Here is a 23566-nt window from a genome sequence, read left to right on the forward strand (position 1 = left end):
GCGTTTTTCTCATGAAATAGAGGAATTAGACATAATCTGCTTCAGCTTTTCCGTAGCCCGCTTCTGAATACGGGAAACGCTCATCTGTGATACGCCCAACGTCTGGGCAATCGCACGTTGAGATTGACCGTCCTGAAATGCCAGAAGAAGCACCTTCTGTTCCTGCTCCTTCAGTTGGCTTAAAGCCTGCTGCAAATCCATTCGTTTTTCCACAGTGTCATAATCGTTAGCATCCGAGCTAATGAGCTCGCCTAACGTAGCTGCACTCTCTTCCTGGGATAAAGGCGAGTCCAGTGAAACATAGTGATAGCACTCACGACCAGCAAGCACCTCGATCGTTTCTTCCACGGTTAGATCCAAATAGGTCGCAATCTCGTCCACATTGGGTGAGCGTTCCAACTTAACGGTCAGTTCATCAATAGCATGTTGAACAAGCGCACCCTTTTCCTTAATGCGGCGAGGAACCTGGATGTACCAGGATTTGTCGCGCAAATAATTTTTCATATGTCCCAGCATACTTTTCATAGCGTACGGTTCAAATGGGATACCCAAGCTGATATCGTATTGCTGAAGCAGACGTATCAAAGCCATCTGACCGGTCTGATATAAATCCTCGTATAAGTCCGGACGGTTACGGGAGATTTTCCCGGCAGCCATCTTGACCATCGGCTCATACTTGCGGATCAGCACGGTAGCAATCTCGTTATCCTTGGTTTGCTGGTACTCCCAGATTAGACCAACGGCTTCATCCATCGACTCCGGGGGAGTTACCTTTTCATTCATACTCTTTCCTCACTTCTGGTCAAGCGCTTTACCAGCACCACTTCGGTGCCTTTTCCTGTCTCATTCAAGATATGGACATCGTCCATAAGCGCCTGCATGAGATAAAAGCCTAATCCGCCTATCTGTGCATCATTCAACTCCTTGTCATGCAAGGATGCGATACGGGACGGGTCCTCCACGCGTTCAAAGCTCTCCCCTTCATCTTTGACACGAATGGACAGCGAAACTTCATCAAATTCGAATGTCACTTCCACGACTCCCCCCTCATGACCATATGCATAAAGGACAGAGTTATTACAGGCTTCCGATACAGCCACTTTCATGTCTTCAATATCCTCATAAGAGAATCCCATTTTCGCGGCAATACCGTATAAATTTAATCTTACAATATCAACAAAGTCAGCAGTTGCCGGCAAATTAAGAACTACTTTTTGAATTTGAGCGTTCATTTCTTTTTCTTTCCTTTCCTATTGGGAATTCTCCTGGGGGACAAAGAATTTGGCAATACCAGTCATATCAAATAGCTTTTGAATTTGAGGCGGTACCTCTTGAACAGCAAAGCGAGACTCCATCCCATGCCTTGCTTTTAAAATGGATAACAAGATTCCAATACCTGTGCTGTCAATGTATTTAAGGTCTCTCAAGTTAATAATCAAATCTTGGCTGGATTCCCCCACCAAAGGCTCCATCACCAGACGAAAATCAGGTGCTACCGAAAGATCCAACTCTCCACTCAGATAAACGGTATTTACGCCATCGGTTGTTTCCGTAATTGCATTAAACTTCTCATTTTTATTTGTATTCATAGGCCTACTCTCCCAAAAAAAGATTTCCCTACATACTAACCCATTATACGAGCGTTTGAATCACGGTATAACTTTTTAAACACTACCAAATGCCACCATCTAAGCTTCATTGATCTGATCTTTACCCGGTTGCATTGGAAAATGGTCCGGAGAATGCCGTAGCAATGCCTGTTTTACACTGCTGATTTTAACGGGCTTACTAATATAATCGTTCATCCCCGCTTCAATACATCGAGGCTGAATACCCTCCATCACATTAGCCGTCATGGCGATAATGGCAGGTTGCGATCTTCCCGCCAATTGTTCACGCACTCTACCCGTACACTCCAGACCGTCCATCACAGGCATCTGCAAGTCCATAAAGATATAGTCATAGTCCTGATTAGCCGTGACCATATCAAGCGCCTGCTGTCCATCTGCTGCCACATCTGAAGCCAGACCGAGCTTATCCAGTATATTAACCATCAGCTTCTGGTTAATCGGATGATCATCAACGACCAGTACAGGTCTACGACTTGGAGATTCCTGATGTGGAATTTCCCAATCGTGGCTGGACTCTCCCTCCAGTTCATTTTCCTGAGCAAAGCCAAGCTTCATTGTGAAATGAAACGTCACGCCCTGTTCTCCGCTCGTATCTACACGGATATCTCCGCCCATCATATTCACTAAGGTTTTACAAATGGCGAGTCCTAACCCGGTTCCACCATATTTACGTGTCATTGAAGAATCCAGTTGGGAAAAGGGCTGAAACAACCTTCCAACCTTAGCCGGATCAATACCAATGCCTGTATCCTTCACAGAAAACTCAACGGTAAGTCCATTATCGCTTTGCTCTTTGACAGATGCGAAAACATACACCCCGCCCCGGTCTGTAAATTTGACAGCATTGGATATAAGGTTAATCAGTACTTGACGCAATCTTCCCATATCTCCATATAACACAGGAGGCATCTGTTCATCGAGAAAATAAACCAGTTCCAAGTTCTTTCGGTTCACTTCTACCGTAAATAGGCTGAAAACTTCCTTGATACAGGAAACCAGATCAAAAGGATATTCCTCTACCTCCATTTTGCCTGACTCCAGCTTAGTGAAGTCCAGAATATCATTAATGACTGCTACCAGTGCATCTGCACTACGACGGATGATATCGGCATATTCCTGTTGGTCGCTTTGCAGCTCCGTCTCCATCAGCAAATCAATCATTCCAATGACGCCGTTCATAGGTGTGCGGATCTCATGGCTCATCATCGCCAGAAATTCCGTTTTGGCATTGGCAGCAATCTCCGCTGCCTCCTTGGCGGCAATCAGTTCGCTGTTCATCTTCTCCAGCTGCCGGGTCTTCTGATGAAGCAGATGGGACTGTGTCTTCAAACGCTTGTTTGTCAGATACATTTGCACGAAACCTTCAATTTTGGACTTGAGAATTTGAGGGATGAACGGCTTAACCATATAATCAATACCGCCTGCTGAATATCCCGCAAATAAATGCTCCGCTTCCTTGCTGTTAGCTGAAATGAAGATAATCGGAATATCCTTCGTTTTCTCTCTGGCCTTGATTAGCTTTGCGGTCTCAATACCATCCATACCCGGCATCTGCACATCCAGGACTACGAGTGCAAATTCATCTTTTAATAGACATCGCAGCGCTTCTTCCCCGGATGTGGCCTTTACCAGATTATATTGTTCACTCTCCAGCACCGCCTCAAGAGCGAGCAGGTTCTCAGGTCTGTCATCTACCAGCAATATATGAATCGGTTCATGAAGCCCCATGGAATCCTCCTAAGCATCTCTATTTAATCTTCCGGTATATTTTTTCTATCCGGTCCAGCGGCTCGTAGGAATCACTATAATCGGTAAAATGTATGGATTCCTTGGCCCCAAGCACCAACACGCCAAAATGACTCAAGCTATCATAAAACAACCCATGTACATGGTTGCGAAGTTCGTCGTTAAAATAGATCATGACATTCCGGCAAAAAATAACATTGAACTCGTTAAAGGACCGGTCTGTCGCTAAGTTGTGCTCCGCAAAAATAATATTTTTCCGTAAAAAAGGATGAAACATCACTGAATCATACTTGGCTGTATAATATTCAGAGAACGATTGTGTGCCCCCGGACTCCAAATAATTTTTGGTATACAGCTTCATTCGGTCGATCCCATATACGCCTTCCTTCGCCTGCTGTAAAGACAGGTTATTCATATCCGTCGCATAAATGCGGGCCTTATCATATAAGCCTTCCTCATGCAGCAAGATCGCCATAGAATATACTTCCTCACCCGTGGAGCAACCTGCATGCCAGATTCGAATGTACGGATACGTTCGCAAAATAGGAATGATTTTCTGTCTAAAATTCAGAAACAGCTCCGGGTCACGGAACATCTCGGTCACCGGAATGGAAAGGCTCTGTACCAGCCTATCGAAGGCGCTGCGATCATGCAGCACCTTCTCCTGAAGTCCTGATATCGTGCTTACATTCTCGGACTGCGCATGATAATAAACACGCCGCTTAATCGAAGGCAGAGCGTAGTTACGAAAATCGTAGCCGTACAGCCGATGTATACCTTCCAGCAACAGCTCAATCTCAATCAATTCCCGCTCAGCATCATTCGATTTCACTTCATTAGCAGCATTATCCGCCATATCCTTAGATGTCATAATCTCTCTCCAATTCCTAAATAGGTTTTGCCTGTGCCGCTCCCATCATGTGTCGATTTATATTACCCATTTTTTTGGGTTACGAATACAACCACACCCGCATTAATGATAAAAGTTGTTCGGTTTGAATCGGTTTTTTCACATAATCGGAAGCGCCTGCCTCAATACACTTGGAACGATCATCCTTCATGGCCTTGGCTGTCAGGGCAATAATAGGCATCTTCTCGAATTGTGGCATTAGCCGGATACGTCGCATCGCTTCATATCCATCCATTTCCGGCATCATCATATCCATCAGCACCAGATCAAAATCAGGTGTCTGTTCCAGTAGTTCCAGTGCTTCTCTTCCATTTTCTGCAAAGGTAACATCCATACGATAGCTTTCCAGCACACTGGACAGAGCAAATACATTGCGAATATCATCGTCTACCAACAATATTTTTTTGCCTTCAAACAGCTCTTCCTTGTTGTATAGCTTTTGCAAAATTTTGCGTTTGTCCTCAGGAAGATTCGCCTCTACACGATGCAAGAACAGCGTTGTTTCATCCAAAAGCCGTTCCGGCGATTTAACATCTTTAATAATAATAGACTCTGCATATTTGCGAAGTTGCGTTTCTTCTTTGTTATCCAAATCTTTGCCTGTATAAATAATGATCGGCAGATCAGTTAGCTGCTCATTCTCTCGAATACGATCCAGCAGTTCAAAACCAGTCATGTCGCTCAGCATCAGATCCAGTACCATGCAGTCATACCGCTGGGTAGCCAGCTCATTTAGTGCTTCCTGACCTGTTGACACCGCCGTAATGGCAACATCATCATGATCGATCAGCTCAATAATGGATTTACGCTGATTATCGTCATCTTCAACCACAAGAAGACGTTTGACCATTTGGTCTGTATACGATTTTATATGTGAAAATGCCTTATCCAGACTTTCCTTCGAGGAAGGCTTTTTGAGATAGGCAATCGCGCCCATCATTAAGCCCTGCTTCACATCATCTATGACTGAAATAACATGCACTGGAATATGACGTGTCGATGAATTTCCTTTTAGCTCGCCTAAAATGGACCAGCCATCCATCACAGGTAATTGAATATCTAATATAATAGCGTCCGGCAAATAAGACTGAGCCATGTTGAGCCCATCGTCTCCTTGGAGAGCGATCAGTGCCTTAAAGCCCCGGCTACGAGCCATATCGTACAAAATATTAGCAAAATTAATATCATCCTCAATAATCAGCAGCACTTTATCCTGCGAGGTAATCTCGTTTCGGTCGTCCCCTGGATGTATAATGTCCTCCGCTTTGTTTTTCGAAGGTATCTGATATAATGGCAACTGTTTAGCAGGCATAATCATGGGAAGGTCCGTTTCTGCCGAGGCTGCAACATTCTCAAAATTCGAATTCACATCCGTACCGTTAAATTCCTCTCTCGAATGAGAATCCATATCCTCAGCCGTAGGCGTTTGTTCCGGCAAATACAGTGTGAAGCAACTGCCCTGTCCCTGCTCGGATTCCACCGTAATCACACCGCCCAACAATCTGGAAAGCTCGCGGCTGATTGACAGACCTAGTCCTGTCCCCCCATATTTCCGGCTGGTTGTACCGTCTACCTGCTGGAAGGCTTCGAAGATCAGATCCGTTTTATCGGAAGCAATCCCAATGCCCGTATCATGCACAGATAGAGCCAGATAGGATCTTCGTGGATTTAGCAGACCCGGAAGCTGTTCTCCATTTGCCCGAGATACACTGAAACGAATAGATCCTTCCGTGGTGAACTTGAATGCATTGGACAACAAATTACGTAAAATTTGTTTGAGACGATAACCGTCACTGATAATGGCATCTGGCAAGTTCTCTTCGATCTCGGTATGCAGTTGAAGCCCACGTTGGGCTGCGACCGGAGCAAAATTCTGCTCCACAAACAGTTCCAGTTCCTTCAAGTGGACCGCTTCATGGTTAATATCCATTTTTCCAGCGTCCACTTTGGATAAATCCAGAATTTCATCAATCATTTTCAGCAAATCCGCGCCTGACATATAAATGGTTTGTGCATATTCCACCTGCTTCGGCTTGAGATTGCCCTCCTTGTTCTCAGACAAGAGCTGAGAAAGAATGAGCAAGCTATTTAGCGGAGTACGCAGCTCATGAGACATATTGGCCAAAAACTCGGATTTGTATTTGCTTGTGATTCCTAGCTGCATGGCCTGTTGTTCCAACTGAGCTCGTGCATGTTCAATCTCGTCGTTCTTTTCTTCCACTTCTCGTACCTGTTCTTCTAGCGCTCTGGTTTTGGCAATCAGTTCAGTATTAAAATGCTCCAATTCTTCTTGTTGACGCTGTAACAATTCCTCTGAACGCTTGAGTTCCTCTGTTTGCTCCTCCAAATTTTCGTTGGAGCGCTTGAGTTCCTCTTGCTGAGTTTGTAGCTCCTCGGACTGGCATTGCAATTCCTCAGTAAGTGCCTGGGACTCGCGCAGCAATTGCTCTACACGCATCCGTCCCTTGATATTGTTCAGAATAATCCCCATGCTCTCTACTAATTGAGCAAACAGCTTCGTTTCCAGATCACTGAAGCGATCCAGTGACGCTATTTCTATAGCACCGATGCACTCATCTTCGAACAAAATAGGGAAAATCATAATTCCCACTGGCTTACTTTCTCCTAAGGCAGAGCCTATGGACAAATATCCGTCAGGAGCCTCTGTAATCAAGATCGGCTTACGATCCAAAACACATTGTCCGAGCAACCCTTCGCCTACCTGGATAACGTCTCTAATCGAATTTTCGCCAGTCACCTTTGCATAGGAGCCGTATAACTTAAATCGGTTGTCTTCTACATCTTTTCCTTGCAAATAGATGGCTCCATAACTGCCTCCCAAGATGGGCGTAAACTCACTAATGAACATCTGAGCAACTTGCTCCAGTGAATTTACGCCACGGAACAACTCAGTCACCCGAGCAGTATTGGCATTAAGCCAAGTTTGGTCCTTCTGCGTTTGAAGAACGGAATGTTCAAATTTCCGCTTTTCTTCCAAGTCTCCGGCCATTTGTTGAAATACACGAGCGACCTCACCGATTTCATCTTTGGAGGCAACACTCATTCGGCTGATGGCCCTGTACTTTCCCTTGCCAAAACCATTAATCATGAGATTCACGACATTTAGACCTTTGGCAATACTTGGGAGCACCCACAAAATAACCAGTAAGCCCATGATCAGGCCGGCGGCCATCAGAATTGTGGTAATCTGCACAGATTCTTCATACGCCAAATTAGCTTGCTTCATGTCGCTATCAATTTCCCGATCCTGAAAAACGGCAAGGGCATTAATACTATCCATCGCCTCCTCTTGGGCAGGCAAACCAGTACTATTGCGGAAAGCGTTAGCCTCATCAATACGATCTTGCCCCAACAAAGAGACCAGTCTTTGTTCGTAACTTAAAAATTCATTCCACGCGACGGCTACCCGATCAACCTGCTGTTGCTCTTCACTGGTGCCGGAATTCGTTTGCAGACTAGCCAGCACTTTCGTTCCAGTAGCCGAAATATCGTCCAGCTCGCGTTTGGCCTCACTAACGGAGGAACCTGGATTCAAGATCAGATTGGCCATCACTTTGGCCATATCGTTCACCTGCCCGCGAATAGCTGTTGTTTTCCGGACTTTCATATATCGATCCTGATAAACCTGATTCAACTGCTCATTCAGGCTCCCCATCCGGTCATAGCTGATTAGTGTCAGCACAAGGAGGATCGCCATAAGCGATCCAAAGCCAATCAGCAGTTTATTTCTGATTTTCATGCAAGCTCTCTCCCTCTTTCAACGAAATCCAGATCAGGCATTTATCATCATCACGATCTTGTGGCGCCTCTTTACGAAAAAAAGCATCCAGCATCGCTTCTTCATTCCATTGCTCATATTTACGCAGACACTCAGTCAGATACTCCAACTGCTCCTCATATTCACCTTCCACCGCCTCCAGCAAGCCATCCGTATACAAAGCGATATGCCCTGTTCCTTCATAATGAATCGTGTGCATTTCTGCATCAATCTTATCAAATAAACCAACCGGGCTGCATGCACGGTCAAATTTGGTAATGCTACCATCCTGGTTGAACAACAAACCGGGAGGATGTCCCGCATTTACATAGTCAATTCGCCGTGCACGGGTATCAATCACCATATAAATCGCCGTAAAATAATACTGTACCAGCTGTTTGCCCAGATCCAGTTGATTAAAACGACGATTCAGCTCTTGTATGACCTTCTCAGGCTCCACATACGTGGTCACCGTGTCCTTAAGTACAGATGCAATGAACATGCAGAACAGCGAAGAAGAAATGCCATGTCCCATCATATCCAGCAAAATGATGGCATATCGCCCCTCCCCTAACGGATACCAAGAATATAAATCCCCTGCCAGTTCAAAGGAAGGCTGATAGAGCGCATTTACTTGCAGCACCGGGTCCTGAATGGCAGGACTAAGTACCGCTTGCTGCACCATCGCGGCCAGCTTCAACTCATCCTGAATTCGCTGATCCCGATCCTTATGCCAGTCCTTCTCCAATTTGAGACGCAAGGCAGATCGGATTCGCGCCATTAGCTCTACCTTGTTGATCGGCTTCGTGACGTAATCGACGGCTCCCACATCCAGAGCTTCAGCCAATTTTTTAGAATCACCTACAGCCGTTACCATAATAATCGGGATATCTTTTAAATGCTCATATTCCTGCACAATACTGCAAGCTTCAATGCCGTCCATTTCAGGCATCATCATATCCAGCAGCACCAGATCAATATCTGAAGGACGGGGCCTGAGACTAATGGTACGATCGCCTATTCCCAGATGCTCTAACATTTCTGCGGCCGAGTTAGCAGAGATCACATCCCGATAATTTTCTTTTTTTAGTATCTCACGAATAATAATGATATTCGTCGGGTTATCGTCAACAATTAGAATTCTCATTGGCTTCTCCTTATCTGTAACTCATGTATTATACTATACCTACTTAAACGGCAACACCCTTGTTGATTAGTAGTAGTGTTTCCGTAAGAAGGCATTCCAAAAACATAGATAAGGAATGAGGCTGAACCCCATTCCTTATCTATGTTTTTGGAGGACCCGCGAAACACTTGTGCTGCGGTCAGCTTCCTCTTTTTCGAATCTAATGTCACGCTGCTCTTATAGTGAACAGCGATATCACGCTTTTTTAGCAATGACCAGCACTTTCCCCTGATCCAGTTCTTTTTCATAAAAGTCAGCTTCCGTATCTGTAAATCCCAAGGAAGTAATTTTAGCGCGAAGCTCATCGCCGCGGGAACGGAACAAGTTGGCTAATGAATCGAAAACGCCCTCTTCCTTAATCCCGATTTCCTTGGCATCCACCGTATCGGCAATACGATCTGTCCGATCCTGATCATGAGCGAGCACGAACACATCCTCATAACGATAGCCTGTGTTACGCAACTCATTTACTGCTTCAACGGCTTGTACACCGTTATCTACCACTTTGGCATAAGATTTATGATTGGTCTGATTCATGTTTCTCACGCTCCTTTAAGGATTGACTTCTCTGACTATTACACTTCACATATCCATTTGAAACTTCCATGTTATGTCATGCCTTAAAAAAATCAATTACCATTCCGTTTCATCAAAAAACTCAACATACTTAGGTTTATCAGACGTCTCATCCATAAACACTTTGATTGCACGTTGTCCGCGTACATATACCTCTCCGTCTTCCGCCGTGAATTGCGAGCCACCCAGCGCCTGATCGAGCGTTTTCCGTTGCAGCGGCAGCCACTTATCATTCACCTTGATTCGACCGGCAGCAGGATCTACATGCACATAAGAAACGACGTCCTCACGCATACCTACCACAACATCTGGATATTGGTATTCTGTAGAAAGCAGCAACTTATCCTTTTTGACTCGCTGTGGCTTGCCCAGCTTTTTCAATACATCAGCACGTGTATCATCCAAAGATATGCCATTTAAGGTATGAAAATCTGCTGGTACAGCATGTGGAGCGGGTATCGTCTGCACAGTCCTAACCACATGTCCCGCTATTTGCGGGGAAACGGTTTGCTGAACCGTATCCTGTCCGGAAAAGGGAGTGAGCAAACCAGCAGCTAGTAATAACGTCTTCATCATAAATCTCACCCTTTCAATGAATTTCCTGTAGTTTACGGTTCAGCCACTATGCTACTGACGCATTTTCTGCCACACCCCAGCAGCGATGTCTACATAACCCAACCAGTTTTTACCTGGCTTGGCCGCAGGCTCCTCATAAGTCGCATTGTAGCTCTGAACCGTCCGCTCCGTTGCGGTCAAAGGTCTATTCGATGTCGTTGCCTTGATCGCGTTATCCGTTCTGGAAGTATTACTCGCAGCGCTATGCGATTTCTGAAACCGTGTCATTAACGCTGTTGAAGCCTGCTTGGCAGCCAACGTCACTTCGCTGAGTACCTCCCCCAAATTTCTAACCGATTCCATCACTGGCTCCACTTGCTTCAATTTATGATCAACATCTGCGGTGATGTCATTCGCATGTCGAACCGTTTGTTTTACTTCATAACTCAGTTCATCAATCGTTTTTTGTACATCCTGCAAGGTTTGAGTCACCTTATCCAAAGAGCCTTGTGCTGCTTTCAACGTTTTAATGAGGAAAATAACGAGAACTGCAAATGCGATAGCAATAATAAAAATGCTGACCTGTGTTAACATAGCGTAACCTCTCTTTCGTCTTTCACGATGATGTTTATGATTACTGCATAGTTACCCTTTAGATTCAGACACGAAACAACGTCCAGGCTGGCTTCTTCTCCGCTCCAAACGTTATGATTCACGGACTCTCACACCGTTTAAAACAACGTATAACGATGGCACAGACACGAATATTCTATAGAAGTCTCCATCATCTGCAACCATGCTCTATCGGGGCGTGAGTATGCCACATTATATACAATTAAAGGAGGATACAGAACATGCTAAAATGGTCCGCTTTATTCTTAATTTTTGCTGTGATCGCCGGTATCTTAGGTTTTTTTGGTATCGTCGTGTCCGTAGCTGCTACAATCGCTAAAATATTATTTGTGATATTTCTGGTGTTGTTCGTCATTTCACTCTTCACCAGAAGAAAACGGGTTTCATAGTTATCGGATGCTAGCTGCACAAAAGCAATATTCTAAATGTCTATAAAAAAAGGATGTTCCCACCCTGGTCAACAGGGCTGTGGAACATCCTTTTTTGATGCAGCTTTTTAACAGTTAGCGGCGCTTTTATTGAATCACGCTGCCCCCAAACAGGAAACGGTCCTGCCAAGGCTTGCTGAAATCCGTAACTTTTACACCGCCACCCGCTACAGAAAACGTATGGAGAAGCTTGTTGTCTCCCAAATATACAGCTACGTGTGTAATCGTTTGGGAGGAGTTATCCAAGGACGTGTACGCCCCGGAAGATGCATTATAATTTGTAAAGAAGAGCAAATCGCCACGCTTCAGCGTAGTCATGTCCGTATTCGGCTGACTGTTTTGCTTGATCCACTCACCCTGTGAACGAGAATCTGCCGGAAGCTGGATACCTACAGCCTGACGGAAAATTTGACGGGTAAATGCCGAGCAATCAAAAGTAGCCGTACTGCTACGATCCGAACCATATTCATATGGAGTTCCGAGATAAGTCATCCCCGTGTTAATAACCTGCTCTATTGCAGCCGCTGCATCACCGGAAAATATGTTCATAGTTGACGCAGGAGAGGCTGTCACAGGTATTGCAGTAGTATCAGGAGTGGTTGTCACCGGAGCAGACACAGGCTGCTGCACAACAACGCCCTCACCAATACGAATATACTGTGGAGACGAGCTGACGTAACCCACCGTACCACCAGCATTGGTAACCTTGAACCAATAGGCATTACTTGGATCGGTAATCGTAACGACATCCCCTGCATTCAAATAGCCCAAGACCTCGGAAGAAGTGGATGCCTCCGCCCGCAAACGAACGGACGTTTGAATCGTAGCTTTCGTTTGACCGGCAGAACTATTCACTGAGGCCACAGCCTCTTTAGCTGAAACATTTTCAACTGGCTCTGCGGCTTCCGATTTACGGCTGGCAGATGAGGTGACAGCAGCAGCGACGCTGGTAGCGCCAACTTTTATGTACTTGTCGGAGCTGCTAGTGTATCCGGTTACTCCATCAGAAGTCTTGATCTTATACCAATAGCTGTTTGTTTTCTCCAATACCGTTACGGCCTCTCCCTGCTTCATAAAGCTGACTACATCCCCTGTAGTCGAAGGACCGGATCTAAGCTTTACAGCCGCCTGAATAACCGCCTTCTGTCCTGTGGATGCTGTTGATGCCGCTGCGTCAACCTGACCCGGCGCCACATGAATTGCTGCCAACAGCGCGGCTGACGTCATGAGCATTCCCATCACGCGTCTTCTCAATGTTGCACCTCCTGGCTGTTTTTACGAATTTGAAGAGCATATCAAATTCCGACGAATATAGCCGGACATGCCTTCATTATAGTAAAAGCAGCAGGAAGAGAGATATAATCCAAACGTCACAAAAGGAAGCGTATACGCCTTTTACATATAGGTCTAAAGTCACTTTTAATACTAACTATTTAATAATTAATCTATAATTTGGGTTCTACATGGACATGGACATGCATCGTATTATGAACCTCTTGTAGGCGTTCCTCAATCCGGTCGCTGATCCGATGCCCTTCAATCAGGCTGAGTTGCGGATTCACCTCAATGACCACATCCACCAGTGCATGATTGCCGTGTACACGTGCCTTAACGTCCCGAATCCCCTCTACTCCAGGTATACGGGCAATCGTACTTCGTAAGTCAGACAGTTCTTGCTCATCAAATCCATCGGTCAAGCTGTGTGTGGAATCCTTAAAAATATCCCACGCTGTTTTGCAAATGATACATCCTACCGCGATCGCAGCTACAGTATCCAGCCAGGGTAGCCCGAACTGTGCGCCGATAATGCCAACTGCTGCCCCAACACTGACAAGTGCATCCGATAGATTATCCTTGGCCGCTGCCAGCAAAGCCTTATTGTTAATTTGCCGTGCCAGCCTGTTATTGTACAAGTACACTCCCAGCATAATCACGGCACAAATCACAGCTACACCCGCGGAGGTGATATCCGGTATTTGCTTTCCGCCCTTGAAAATGCTGCCGATCCCATCAATAAGCACCTGCAAACCGACGACAGCCATAATAAAGGACGCCAGCAGCGCCGCGATCGTTTCTGCCCGAAAATGTCCATAGGCATGGTCAGAGTCCGGTGGCTTTTGGGAAATTCTCAGTCCAACCAGTACAGCAACCGACACTACAATATCGGTAACATTATTGAAGCCATCCGCCCGCAATGCGCTAGAAGCAAATATATACCCGCTAATCAGCTTAAAGGCGGACAGCAAGAGATAAGCAGCAATGCTTACCCACGCCCCACGCTCACCTTTTCGGATTTCATCATAGACATTTACCACAACGTAGGACACTCCTTCAAATATATAGTTCCCAGCAGAACGACCTCACCGGGCCCAAAAATAAAAATAGCAGCATCGCTGCCTTGAACCCTCAACATTAACTTTTCAAACAAGCAGCGTAGCTATCCTGAAAATAACAATTCACCTTTGGGTAACTGTTATTTTCAGGATAGCAGACGAACTTTGTGTGGGTCTAGAGAAACAGTCTTTCCGCTCTGCATCGCTGTAGGAACAACGAAAAAGTATTGCCAGGCCCCATTCCTGTAGGTTACACAAAACATTTTTTCCTTCACACAAAAAACAGACGTTTTCTCTCCCGCCCCACCCCAGATGGGTGTTATCATTGTTGCCCTTGTCCCTTCTTTTAAAAACGTATAAAATGAGGACACAGCCGCGTTTTTCTTCAATCCAACATGATTGACATGAATCTGGCGGCAACAGGAGGAATTTATTCATGAGCGATGCCAATGAACCACGTAAAGTTAATCTCGCAGATGCCATTCGGGAAAAGCTGGCACAAAAAAAACAGCAGTCCGGCGCTTCACAGCAGGGCGGCTTTCAAGGCGGTTCCACCAAAACACTTAAAAGCCAAAATACGAAGAAGCCGAACAACCAACGCCGTCGTACAGGCGGATCATAAGCCACCTCATAGCCTTTATAGGGTACCAAAGGTCTGGCGAGGTCTATCTTACCTCACGGCCAGAGCCAGGTAAGCTATGGGCATGGCACAAAAACGAAAAAGAGGAGTCTCCCTGCCATCTCAATGGCCTAAAGGAGCTCCTCTTTCGTTTATCTAGTTGTTGAAGATAGCCGGTTGGAATTTTAGCCGATTTCTACCGGATACATACGTTCACGCAATTTCGCGATTTCTTCATTTTCCAAGTATTCATCATAGCTCATCGTACGGTCGATTACGCCGTTTGGTGTAATTTCCACAATGCGGTTCGCAATCGTTTGAATAAACTGATGGTCATGAGATGTGAACAATATAGTACCGTCAAAATCAATCAGACCATTGTTCAGCGCTGTAATGGACTCCAAATCCAAGTGGTTGGTCGGTTCTTCCAGCAACAGCACATTGGCACCGTTCAGCATCATTTTCGCCAGCATACAGCGAACCTTTTCGCCCCCGGACAGTACACTTGCTTTCTTAAGTGCTTCTTCACCAGAGAAAAGCATACGTCCCAAGAAGCCACGCAGGAACGTTTCGTCCTGATCCTTGGAATATTGACGGAGCCATTCCACAAGATTCATGTCCACACCTTCAAAATAGGTGGAATTATCTTTCGGGAAATAAGCTTGGCTAGTTGTAATCCCCCAAGAAAATTCTCCGCTGTCTGCTTCAATCTCGTTCATCAATACTTGGAAGAGCGTCGATTTAGGCAAACCGTTCGGCCCAACAAACGCGATTTTATCGCCTTTGTTCACAACCAGACTGAACTCATTCAGCACTTGCTCGCCTTCAACGGTTTTACTGAGGCGGTCTACTGTCAAGAGTTGTTTGCCTGCTTCGCGTTCAGGCTTGAAGTTCAGGAAAGGATATTTACGGTTCGATGGACGGATGTCGTCCAGCGTAATTTTATCCAGTTGTTTTTTACGTGAAGTAGCTTGTTTGGACTTGGAAGCATTCGCGGAAAAGCGCTGAATAAAGGCTTGCAGTTCCTTGATCTTCTCTTCCTTTTTCTTGTTGGCATCACGCGTCAAGGCAAGCGCAAGCTGGCTGGACTCATACCAGAAGTCGTAGTTGCCGACGTACATCTGGATTTTGCCAAAATCGATATCCGCAATATGCGTACATACCTTGTTCAGGAAGTGACGATCATGGGATACGACGATGACGGTGCCTTCATAGTCCATCAAGAAATTTTCCAGCCATTGAATGGATTCGAGGTCCAAATGGTTGGTAGGCTCATCAAGCAGCAAATTGTTCGGACGACCAAACAACGCTTGAGCCAGGAGAACACGTACCTTGTCATTACCACTCAGCTCAGACATGTTCTTGTCATGCAGGTCGCGAGGAATACCAAGACCGATCAGCAAGGAAGCTGCATCCGGCTCAGCATCCCAACCGTTCAGCTCCGCAAATTCGCCTTCCAGTTCACCGGCACGCAGGCCGTCTGCTTCAGTAAATTCTGTTTTGGCATACAGCGCATCTTTTTCCTTCATGATTTCATACAGACGCGTATGACCCATAATAACGGTTTCCAGAACCGGGAATTCATCGTATTCATAATGGTTCTGCTTGAGCACTGCCATCCGTTCGCCCGGTGTCATGTGAACCTCGCCTGAATTGGCTTCGATTTCACCGGAAAGAATTTTCAAAAAAGTGGATTTGCCCGCGCCATTCGCCCCAATCAGGCCGTAGCAGTTCCCAGGAGTAAATTTGATATTTACGTCTTCAAAAAGTGGGCGTTTCCCATAACGAAGCGTTACGCCGCTTGTACTGATCATATAAGCATACCATCCTTATCATTAGTTAAGTGCTAAACACAAAATTACCGACGGCAATAGTATAACACACAAAAGATCGGATTCGAACCGTAGTATAAGCATAACCGTCCCTGAATCTCATCCAATATCTTATAAATAAAATAAAAAATGCTTCTGTCTCCACGGTTGTCACCTGACAAAACACATGGACCAGAGCCATTTTCATGTTTTAAATTCGTTGAAATGCCGTGAGGACAAACGCGTTATTCAGTCGCAGCAATAATGTTCCGTATGCTTGTAAATGTCAGGAAGCCCCGACTCCTATCGGAATGAGATACATGCCCGCTTCATCATCCTGTTTGATTACGACCTCCACATCATAAACTGCCTGGATCAGTTCAGATGTAACGACCTCTGTAGGTGGGCCGTTCGCTATAATACGCCCTTCCTTCATGGCAATCATTACATCGCTATACCGAATAGCCTGATTGATATCATGCAGCACCATCACGATTGTCAGTCCATGTTCCTGGTTTAACTGCCGAATGAGCTCTAAAATTTCAAGCTGGTAGTACATATCCAAATAGGTGGTCGGCTCATCCAAAAATAAAATGGGAGTCCGCTGTGCCAAGGCCATTGCAATCCATACACGCTGCCGTTCTCCTCCTGAGAGTTGATCCAACGTGCGAGTTCTACGTTCGTTCAGGTTAGTACAGGCTATCGCCCACTCAATCGCCTCCTCATCCTCGTCACGCCTCGCTGTGAACATGTTCTTATGCGGCAACCTGCCGAAGCTTACGAGCTTTTCTACAGTCAGGTCGGAAGGTGCCTCGTTCTGCTGATGGACTACCGCCAATTGACGGGCCAGCTCCTTGGGCTTGTAGTGGGCTATTTCTTTGCCGTCCAGAATCACCTGTCCCAAGCGGGGAACAGCATTGTTGGACATCACGCTGAGCAGCGTCGATTTGCCGCATCCGTTGGGACCAATAATGGTCGTAATCCGTCCTGACTCAATAACAGCATGAATAGCGTGCAGACGATCTGTTTTCCGATCATATGAGAAGGTTATATCCTTAATGTCCATAGCTGCGATCCGCCTTTCTGATCAGGAATATCAGGAACGGCCCGCCAATGACGGCCATAATAATAGAAGCCGGGATTTCATTGGGAGCAAGCACCGTCCGCCCCAGAGTATCCGCGAGCAGCAGCAACAAGCCACCGCATAAGGCTGAAAATGGAATCAACCACTTATGATCCGAGCCAACTAGGTAGCGGGCACAATGCGGAACGAGCAGGCCGATAAAGGCAATCACTCCTGCGATGGCTGTAGCCGTTGCTGCAAGCAGCACTGCAATCACAGAAATCAAAAGTCGTGCGCGTGTTACATTGAATCCCAGATTTTTAGCTGTTTTATCTTGAAGGGACAAGAAATTGCACCAAGAGAACACGAGCATGGCCAAAATTAGTCCAATCCCGCCATAGGTCACAATAACCTCGACATCTACCCATTTTTTCATAGACAAGGTTGAAGTAGTAACCTGGTTAATGCTGGTGACCGCATAGCTGCCTCGATAATTAAATGACTGACCTAAACCAGAAAAAATGGCATTCACAGCTACCCCGATCAGAATGAGACGAATCGGATGCAAGCCGGATCTCCATGAAAATCCATAAACCATTAAACAAGCTATCGCACCGCCAATAAATGAAAAGAACGGCATCCAGAAATAAAGCATTGGAAAGACCGTCACCGCAATCAGCGAGATCAATGCTGCTCCCGAAGAAATGCCGATAACTCCGGCATCTGCCAGCGGGTTTTTCATAACAGCTTGCAGCAAGACACCCGCTACTGCAAGGGCTGCACCTGCCATCACGGCTACGATAATTCTCGGCAGCCTCAGGTCCTTGACCACATTCACCTGATCATCTGTACCTGTCCACAATCCGGTGACCAACTGACTCAAATCCACCTTGAGACTACCTGTCATCGCTGAATATAACATGACGCCGACGAGCAAGACCATTACAACAATAAGACTCCAACCTTTTTTGGACATGTCATCAGCTTCCTTTAATTCGAAGGATACAGCATTTTCATCAGCTCATCTAGCGCCGAGTTTGCCGCTAGATTCCCTGTTGTGCCAAACAACGGTTCAGGCAGATCATAGACATGCCCATTTTTCACAGCGTTGAAATGCTTCCAGATATCGTTGGTTTTGAACTCTTCATCGAACATTTTCACTACTTCATCCGGCATCCCGTGTGCAGCGCGCAAAATGATATCAGGGTTGGATTGCTGCAAGGCTTCGGTATTGTGGGCAATGAACTCCACCTTCTCGCCCTGAACCACATTTGTTCCGCCTGCAATTTTAACCAGATCCCCAATATAGGAATGCTCGGTAGCCACCAGATAGCTTCCCGGTACTCCCAGCAAAATCAATACTTTAGGAGATTTCTTCCCTTTGATCTTTTGTTGAATCTCAGTTACTTTGGCATCCAACGCTCCATTAATCTCTTTGGCCTTATCGGCTTTGCCAAACGTGTCTCCCAGCTTTTGAATTTCTTTTTGCATATTCGCGAGACTTTCAAAATTCAAAAATTCGGCATTGATTTTCAAATCTTTAAATTTAGGCTCCAGATCATATTTCAGTGTCGTCACCGACAGTACATCCGTCGGCTTCAGTGACATCACTTTTTCCATGTCGGGACTCATCGGATTACCCACATCAGGCACATCCTTGTAACGGTCAGGCAGCACTTTCGTGCTTGTCGGCTTACCAGCCAAATCCAGGCCCAGCGCATCCGTGATTTCCGCAATGGCTACCGTAGTCGCCACAATCCGAGGAGCTTGAGCTTTACCGTCAGACGACTTTCCGGTTGCATCAGATGTTGCCGCTGATTTCGAACCATCGGTCTGATTCTGTCCAGCCTGTCCTCCTCCCGAACATCCGGCCAGCAACAAGATCACGATGCCGATTAACATATACAAACAAAACGATCTTCCTTGAGCCCATGCTATATATCGTTTCATGAAAATCCAGTCACCTCAATTCAAAATATAGAACTGCATTAGGAACCCTAACTTTTCGGGTATCAGGATTTAGCAAAATTCGACTCCAGTCGCTCCAAAGTGCAATATATAGACGAACTAGACTGTTTGATCTACATATTGTTCACTAGAAGTCGCTTATTGGATTTTTGCAAATTCCTCGGGTATGTAAATGCTGACAAGTCTTGACGCCGAGGCACCAAGACTTGCTCGCATACAAACTTTGCTGTTATTCGGGCTTCATTGACGTCACAACCTGAGGCTACTTCGCTTTCAGGCTTGCTTCATCAAATTGGAACTGAACTGTATACCAGTGATCATACGGCACTCCGCCAAGAACCAAGCCAGGCACAATAACGTGTGTGTAAGCACTGATTTTCTGGGACAAGTCCCCTACCTCGAATTGAACGACACGTGTATCGCCGGATGTCGAGATCACTTCTACATCTTTCAGGGTACCGTTTTGCTCCACTTGTAGAGTTGGCATCCAAGAGCTATTTTTCAAAGTCACTTGGATATAGCGCTTGTCTCCCTTTTCAATCAGTGTGGCTGGCTTGTCGAGATAACCGTCCATAACGGAAGCTTCACTCGTTTTGTCTTTAAATACGTTGTAATTAATCGTGTATTGCTTCTCGGAAGCCATTTGAACCGGTTGCTCAACTACTGGTTTGGTTTCAGCTACAGATGCAGTTGTTTCTGCTGCCTTGTCCGTAGAAGCTACTATCGGTTCAGTAGGGGTTACGGTTGTAGCTGTATTGACTCCCTCACCTTTGAGCGATGCACGGTCAAATTGAATCTGACCGCCGAATTTCTCATTTAGAATGTATTTCTCAGGCAGATATACCTGTGTGTACACACTCAACTTTTTATCCAGATCAGGTACTTCGAACGCAATCGTGTGCGTGTCACCTTTAGTGTCCGAACCCATAATCGTCGGATTGGCATAACGACCTTCAAAATCCGTTTGGAATAGCTTCAAAGCCTGGTTGTTCGTAACGGTTACATGAGCCTGAACCTTACCGTTTTTCACAATCAACTTCGCTAGACTCTGTACAAAAGGAGCCACTAGAGAATCCTTATCCGTTCCGTTCGCCAGCACACGGAAGTTCGCAGTGTACTCTCCATCGGCCAAGTTATTTTTCCCCTGTTCTACTTCGTCTGCTTTGGTTTCGTTGTGATAAGATACATTACTGGTATCGAATTTAAATTCAAAATCATATACCTTTTCTACTCGATCCTCCGCCTTGAAAACCATCTGAGCGCTACTTGCCACTTTAGGAGCTTCGTAGACAACCAGTTGGCCTTTTACATTGCTCTTAAAGTCACTTACGCTAAAACGAACATGCTTCGTATTGCTTGCTGCATCTTCCTGGGTCACTTCTGCATCTCGGTAGTCCCCGCTTGCGTTGTCCCAAATGCGCAGCGCCTTCACTTCATTGCTGTTTTGCAGCTTCAGACCTACAAACCGTTTGTCGCCTTCCACGACCAATTGCGCCGGTTCGTCAGTGATGAAGCGTTGAGCCTGTGAATCTGCTGCTGTTGAGCCATCTGACAAAACAATACTGAATTTCAAAGCATATTTACCATTGGCAAGCTTGTCAAAATCCAGTTTAATCATGGGATCAGCCGCCCCTGAAGAGGTAGGCTCAACAAAGCTTCGAATGGTAGCAGGCTCGAATTGGAACTGCACATCATACACGTGATCATATGGGATGCCACTCAAATCCAATCCAGGTACGATGACATGCGTGTTCACTGTCACTTTATCCGACAGATTTGGCACTTCAAATTGTACTGTTCTTGTATTTGCGGAGCTCGATTGATCGACAACCTGAGCCTCTGCACCATTTACTTTGAACGTTTTGATCCAGCTGCTCTTGTCCATTTTGATCTGAATGATATTTTTACCAGACTGTTTTAACAGTGTGGCTGGCTTTTGCATATATCCATCCATCACAGATATTTCATTGCTTCCGTTTTTGAGTACGGAGAAATCAATGCTGTATCTGCCATTTTCAACTGGGGTTGTGGTTCCGTTATCCGGTCCTTTAGCTGTAATGCTACTGCGGTCAAATTGCAGACGAAGCTTATGATCCATCTCATAAACCCCACCTGGATAGGTCGTGCTCACATGTACCTGTGCATTCAGAATAGCGTCCAAATCCGCCACTTTGAATTTCACAACACGTGTATTAGCATTCCTGTCCTCACTAACGATATCTGCATCCGTAAGTGTCCCGCTTTGTTCTGTTTTAAACTCTGTCACGGTGGTGCTGTCTTTGATGGTAAAGGAGGCTTCATACTTGCCTTTTGATACCGTCAGTGTGGCCGGAGACAATAAATATTGCGCCATGGCCGATTTTTGATCTTTGATTGCGTGCAGCGCATCGAAGTTGATTGAATACGTTCCATCAGCTAAATTCTTTCCGGGCGTGCCTGGTGTGCCTGGCGTCCCAGGATCAACCGGGGTTGTTACCGCTCCTAATTGAAGATCGACATCATAGGTTTCTACATAGTTCAGCTCAGGCCAGTTGATGCTTACCCATGCATTCAGTTTGGCAGGCACTTCCTTAACCTCAAATTCGATAACACGTGTATTCGCCGTTTGATCTTCACTTACTACGGTCGTGTTGGTCAATACTCCATTTTGTTCTACTTTAAAGCCGTCAATTTGTTTGCTGTTTTTCAAAGTGAACTGTACATATTTCTTGCCTTTACGTTCAACCAGAGTACCCGGTTTTTCTGTATATCCATCCATCATAGACTTTTCACTTGAACCGTCTTTTAACAGCGTGAAGTCCAGATTTGACGTTACTGGAGTTGAACCGTTGTCCGTTCCCGAGATACTGTTTTTATCGAACTGAAGACGAAGTTTATGGTCCATCTCATAAACCCCACCTGGATAGGTCGTGCTCACATGTACCTGCGCATTCAAAATCGCGTCCAAATCCGCTACTTTGAATTTCACAATACGTGTATTGGCGGTCTTGTCCACACTTACAATATCTGCATCCGTCAACGTTCCATTTTGTTCAGTTTTGAATTCCGTCACTGTAGTGCTGTCTTTAATGGTGAAGGAAACTTCTTTTTGTCCCTTCGCTACCGTCAAAGTTGCCGGAGACAACAGATACTGTGCCATGGCTGATGGCTGATCTTTTGTGGCGTGCAGGGTATTAAAATTAATAGAATACGTTCCATCCGCCAAATCTGATGGGGCGGGTGCAGAAGACATCTGAAGATCTACATTATAAGTATGCACGTAGCCCAGCTCAGGCCAGTTGATGCTCACCCATGCGTTGAGCTTGGCAGGCAGTTCTTTCACTTCAAACTCGATCACTCGTGTATTCGCAGTTTGATCTTCACTTACAACAGAAGTGTCGGTTAACACCCCATTTTGCTCTACCTTAAAACCATCAATCTGTTTGCTGTTCTTTAATGTAAACTGGGCATATTGTTTACCTCCACGCTCAATTAGTGAGCCTGGTTTCTCCGTATACCCATCCATCATAGACTTTTCATGGGTTCCATCTTTCAAAAGGGTAAAGTCCAAATCAGAAAGTTTTTCTCCTGCATTAGGAGGCGTCACCGGTGGTGTTACAGGTGGAACCGTTGGATTCTCCGTTGAGTTTTTAAGTCTCAAGCTGGAAGGATCAAACTCAATCCATTCCTTCACCGAACGATCTGGATCGGTATCTACATACCACGGAGAACTGCTATTAAATCCAAACTCCGTATTTACATTTTGATGAAAATCATAAACATCGAAGCTTACAGTCCCGGAAGCTTTCCCAGAATCCACCTCTATTTTTGCGGGAACTGTTTCCCCGTTTTGTTCTACTAAAAATTTCGATAGCCCTTGAGTTTCTGCAAACTTAAATGAAAAATGGTATTTTCCATCCTTAATGATCAAATCTCCAGGATAGGTATAGTTTGTTTTGAAACTCGAATCTCTGGTGTTACCGCTGACTGTCTTTCTTAAAGGTTTGTAATCAATCAGGTATTCTCCATCTGCATAGGTCGCATCTGTGGTAGTTACAGCATTGGTAGGCTCAGCATATGTGCTAGGTACTTCTACCGGCATCTCATAAGTAGCATAAGTAGCACTAGTGACTGTAGTGCTTGAATCGGGCAAATTTTGGAAAGTGGAATCAACTTCAGGGGTTGCTCCTACGTATGGTGAAAATAAAGAAAACAACATTAGAATAGCAGCGAATGTCGTAATGTATTTGTTAAATCGGCTTTTCAAGGTGATGTATCCCCCTACTTAAAATATACTCATTTGGGGCATTGAAAGTAAGCTCCAAATGAGTATTCAATTCAAAATTATAT

General features: G+C 45.4%; 19 protein-coding genes. 2 read left to right on the forward strand and 17 right to left on the reverse strand.

Features of this window, described 5'->3' with window-relative positions:
- Window positions 1–9 precede the first annotated feature (9 nt).
- The 10 genes from ACYCS5_RS07055 to ACYCS5_RS07100 form a co-directional block, all read right to left on the reverse strand.
- A complete protein-coding gene (locus ACYCS5_RS07055) occupies window positions 10–783 on the reverse strand; it encodes a sigma-70 family RNA polymerase sigma factor (protein ID WP_013311929.1) in 774 nt (257 codons plus the stop codon).
- On the reverse strand, window positions 780–1232 hold the full coding sequence (gene rsbW / locus ACYCS5_RS07060; protein ID WP_013311930.1) for an anti-sigma B factor RsbW: 453 nt from the start codon (window positions 1230–1232) through the stop codon (window positions 780–782). Before rsbW ends, ACYCS5_RS07055 begins: the two co-directional genes overlap by 4 nt.
- A gap of 18 nt (window positions 1233–1250) precedes the next feature.
- Window positions 1251–1589 (reverse strand): STAS domain-containing protein, encoded by a 339-nt coding sequence (locus ACYCS5_RS07065; protein ID WP_023990272.1) that lies wholly within the window; start codon window positions 1587–1589, stop codon window positions 1251–1253.
- Window positions 1590–1688: 99 nt separating this feature from the next.
- Complete coding sequence (locus ACYCS5_RS07070) at window positions 1689–3359, reverse strand: response regulator (RefSeq protein WP_459760992.1); 1671 nt, start codon at window positions 3357–3359, stop codon at window positions 1689–1691.
- A 19-nt stretch (window positions 3360–3378) separates the two neighbouring features.
- Window positions 3379–4248 carry a CheR family methyltransferase gene (locus ACYCS5_RS07075; protein WP_029517171.1) on the reverse strand — a complete coding sequence of 290 codons (870 nt, stop codon included), beginning with the start codon at window positions 4246–4248 and terminating at the stop codon, window positions 3379–3381.
- A gap of 79 nt (window positions 4249–4327) precedes the next feature.
- Window positions 4328–8047, reverse strand: a complete 3720-nt coding sequence (locus ACYCS5_RS07080; protein ID WP_459760993.1) for a response regulator — start codon at window positions 8045–8047, stop codon at window positions 4328–4330.
- Window positions 8031–9212 (reverse strand): PP2C family protein-serine/threonine phosphatase, encoded by a 1182-nt coding sequence (locus ACYCS5_RS07085; protein ID WP_029517169.1) that lies wholly within the window; start codon window positions 9210–9212, stop codon window positions 8031–8033. The genes ACYCS5_RS07080 and ACYCS5_RS07085 overlap by 17 nt, the downstream gene beginning before the upstream one ends.
- A 234-nt stretch (window positions 9213–9446) precedes the next feature.
- Window positions 9447–9788 carry a YflT domain-containing protein gene (locus ACYCS5_RS07090; protein WP_023990277.1) on the reverse strand — a complete coding sequence of 114 codons (342 nt, stop codon included), beginning with the start codon at window positions 9786–9788 and terminating at the stop codon, window positions 9447–9449.
- Window positions 9789–9884: 96 nt separating this feature from the next.
- A complete protein-coding gene (locus tag ACYCS5_RS07095; RefSeq protein WP_029517168.1) occupies window positions 9885–10403 on the reverse strand; it encodes a hypothetical protein in 519 nt (172 codons plus the stop codon).
- Between the two features lie 51 nt (window positions 10404–10454).
- Complete coding sequence (locus tag ACYCS5_RS07100; RefSeq protein WP_029517167.1) at window positions 10455–10976, reverse strand: DUF948 domain-containing protein; 522 nt, start codon at window positions 10974–10976, stop codon at window positions 10455–10457.
- A 260-nt stretch (window positions 10977–11236) separates the two neighbouring features.
- Between ACYCS5_RS07100 and ACYCS5_RS07105 the strand changes: the two genes are divergently transcribed.
- Entirely contained in the window at window positions 11237–11404 is a 168-nt protein-coding gene (locus ACYCS5_RS07105) for a DUF1328 domain-containing protein (RefSeq protein WP_029517166.1), read from the forward strand.
- 126 nt (window positions 11405–11530) lie between these two features.
- Here the strand turns inward: ACYCS5_RS07105 and ACYCS5_RS07110 are convergent, their stop codons facing one another.
- Window positions 11531–12697 (reverse strand): C40 family peptidase, encoded by a 1167-nt coding sequence (locus ACYCS5_RS07110; protein ID WP_459760994.1) that lies wholly within the window; start codon window positions 12695–12697, stop codon window positions 11531–11533.
- Between the two features lie 191 nt (window positions 12698–12888).
- Window positions 12889–13758, reverse strand: a complete 870-nt coding sequence (locus tag ACYCS5_RS07115; protein ID WP_029517164.1) for a cation diffusion facilitator family transporter — start codon at window positions 13756–13758, stop codon at window positions 12889–12891.
- A 454-nt stretch (window positions 13759–14212) separates the two neighbouring features.
- On the opposite strand from ACYCS5_RS07115, the gene ACYCS5_RS07120 reads away from it, so the two are divergent.
- Window positions 14213–14398 (forward strand): hypothetical protein, encoded by a 186-nt coding sequence (locus ACYCS5_RS07120; protein WP_029517162.1) that lies wholly within the window; start codon window positions 14213–14215, stop codon window positions 14396–14398.
- Between the two features lie 182 nt (window positions 14399–14580).
- Here the strand turns inward: ACYCS5_RS07120 and ACYCS5_RS07125 are convergent, their stop codons facing one another.
- The 5 genes from ACYCS5_RS07125 to ACYCS5_RS07145 all read right to left on the reverse strand — a co-directional run bounded on the left by ACYCS5_RS07125 (window position 14581) and on the right by ACYCS5_RS07145 (window position 23483).
- Window positions 14581–16209, reverse strand: a complete 1629-nt coding sequence (locus ACYCS5_RS07125; RefSeq protein WP_013311942.1) for an ABC-F family ATP-binding cassette domain-containing protein — start codon at window positions 16207–16209, stop codon at window positions 14581–14583.
- A 283-nt stretch (window positions 16210–16492) separates the two neighbouring features.
- Entirely contained in the window at window positions 16493–17272 is a 780-nt protein-coding gene (locus tag ACYCS5_RS07130) for an ABC transporter ATP-binding protein (protein WP_029517161.1), read from the reverse strand.
- Window positions 17262–18245: a FecCD family ABC transporter permease gene (locus tag ACYCS5_RS07135; RefSeq protein WP_241113419.1), complete on the reverse strand. Its 984-nt coding sequence runs from the start codon at window positions 18243–18245 to the stop codon at window positions 17262–17264. The genes ACYCS5_RS07130 and ACYCS5_RS07135 overlap by 11 nt, the downstream gene beginning before the upstream one ends.
- A gap of 14 nt (window positions 18246–18259) precedes the next feature.
- Window positions 18260–19219 (reverse strand): heme ABC transporter substrate-binding protein IsdE, encoded by a 960-nt coding sequence (gene isdE / locus ACYCS5_RS07140; protein WP_459760995.1) that lies wholly within the window; start codon window positions 19217–19219, stop codon window positions 18260–18262.
- 280 nt (window positions 19220–19499) lie between these two features.
- Window positions 19500–23483, reverse strand: a complete 3984-nt coding sequence (locus tag ACYCS5_RS07145; RefSeq protein WP_459760996.1) for an NEAT domain-containing protein — start codon at window positions 23481–23483, stop codon at window positions 19500–19502.
- Window positions 23484–23566: the final 83 nt, after the last annotated feature.

This window comes from Paenibacillus sp. SEL3, from assembly GCF_054602585.1.

Bases quoted from the DNA above. Each gene is read 5' to 3' on its own strand.
- ACYCS5_RS07070 (WP_459760992.1), bottom strand. From the start codon at position 3,359: ATGGGGCTTCATGAACCGATTCATATATTGCTGGTAGATGACAGACCT.
- ACYCS5_RS07095 (WP_029517168.1), bottom strand. From the start codon at position 10,403: ATGATGAAGACGTTATTACTAGCTGCTGGTTTGCTCACTCCCTTTTCC.
- ACYCS5_RS07080 (WP_459760993.1), bottom strand. From the start codon at position 8,047: ATGAAAATCAGAAATAAACTGCTGATTGGCTTTGGATCGCTTATGGCG.
- ACYCS5_RS07085 (WP_029517169.1), bottom strand. From the start codon at position 9,212: ATGAGAATTCTAATTGTTGACGATAACCCGACGAATATCATTATTATT.
- ACYCS5_RS07055 (WP_013311929.1), bottom strand. From the start codon at position 783: ATGAATGAAAAGGTAACTCCCCCGGAGTCGATGGATGAAGCCGTTGGT.
- ACYCS5_RS07065 (WP_023990272.1), bottom strand. From the start codon at position 1,589: ATGAATACAAATAAAAATGAGAAGTTTAATGCAATTACGGAAACAACC.
- ACYCS5_RS07100 (WP_029517167.1), bottom strand. From the start codon at position 10,976: ATGTTAACACAGGTCAGCATTTTTATTATTGCTATCGCATTTGCAGTT.
- isdE (WP_459760995.1), bottom strand. From the start codon at position 19,219: ATGAAACGATATATAGCATGGGCTCAAGGAAGATCGTTTTGTTTGTAT.
- ACYCS5_RS07105 (WP_029517166.1), top strand. From the start codon at position 11,237: ATGCTAAAATGGTCCGCTTTATTCTTAATTTTTGCTGTGATCGCCGGT.
- ACYCS5_RS07135 (WP_241113419.1), bottom strand. From the start codon at position 18,245: ATGTCCAAAAAAGGTTGGAGTCTTATTGTTGTAATGGTCTTGCTCGTC.
- ACYCS5_RS07130 (WP_029517161.1), bottom strand. From the start codon at position 17,272: ATGGACATTAAGGATATAACCTTCTCATATGATCGGAAAACAGATCGT.
- ACYCS5_RS07120 (WP_029517162.1), top strand. From the start codon at position 14,213: ATGAGCGATGCCAATGAACCACGTAAAGTTAATCTCGCAGATGCCATT.
- rsbW (WP_013311930.1), bottom strand. From the start codon at position 1,232: ATGAACGCTCAAATTCAAAAAGTAGTTCTTAATTTGCCGGCAACTGCT.
- ACYCS5_RS07075 (WP_029517171.1), bottom strand. From the start codon at position 4,248: ATGACATCTAAGGATATGGCGGATAATGCTGCTAATGAAGTGAAATCG.
- ACYCS5_RS07090 (WP_023990277.1), bottom strand. From the start codon at position 9,788: ATGAATCAGACCAATCATAAATCTTATGCCAAAGTGGTAGATAACGGT.
- ACYCS5_RS07125 (WP_013311942.1), bottom strand. From the start codon at position 16,209: ATGATCAGTACAAGCGGCGTAACGCTTCGTTATGGGAAACGCCCACTT.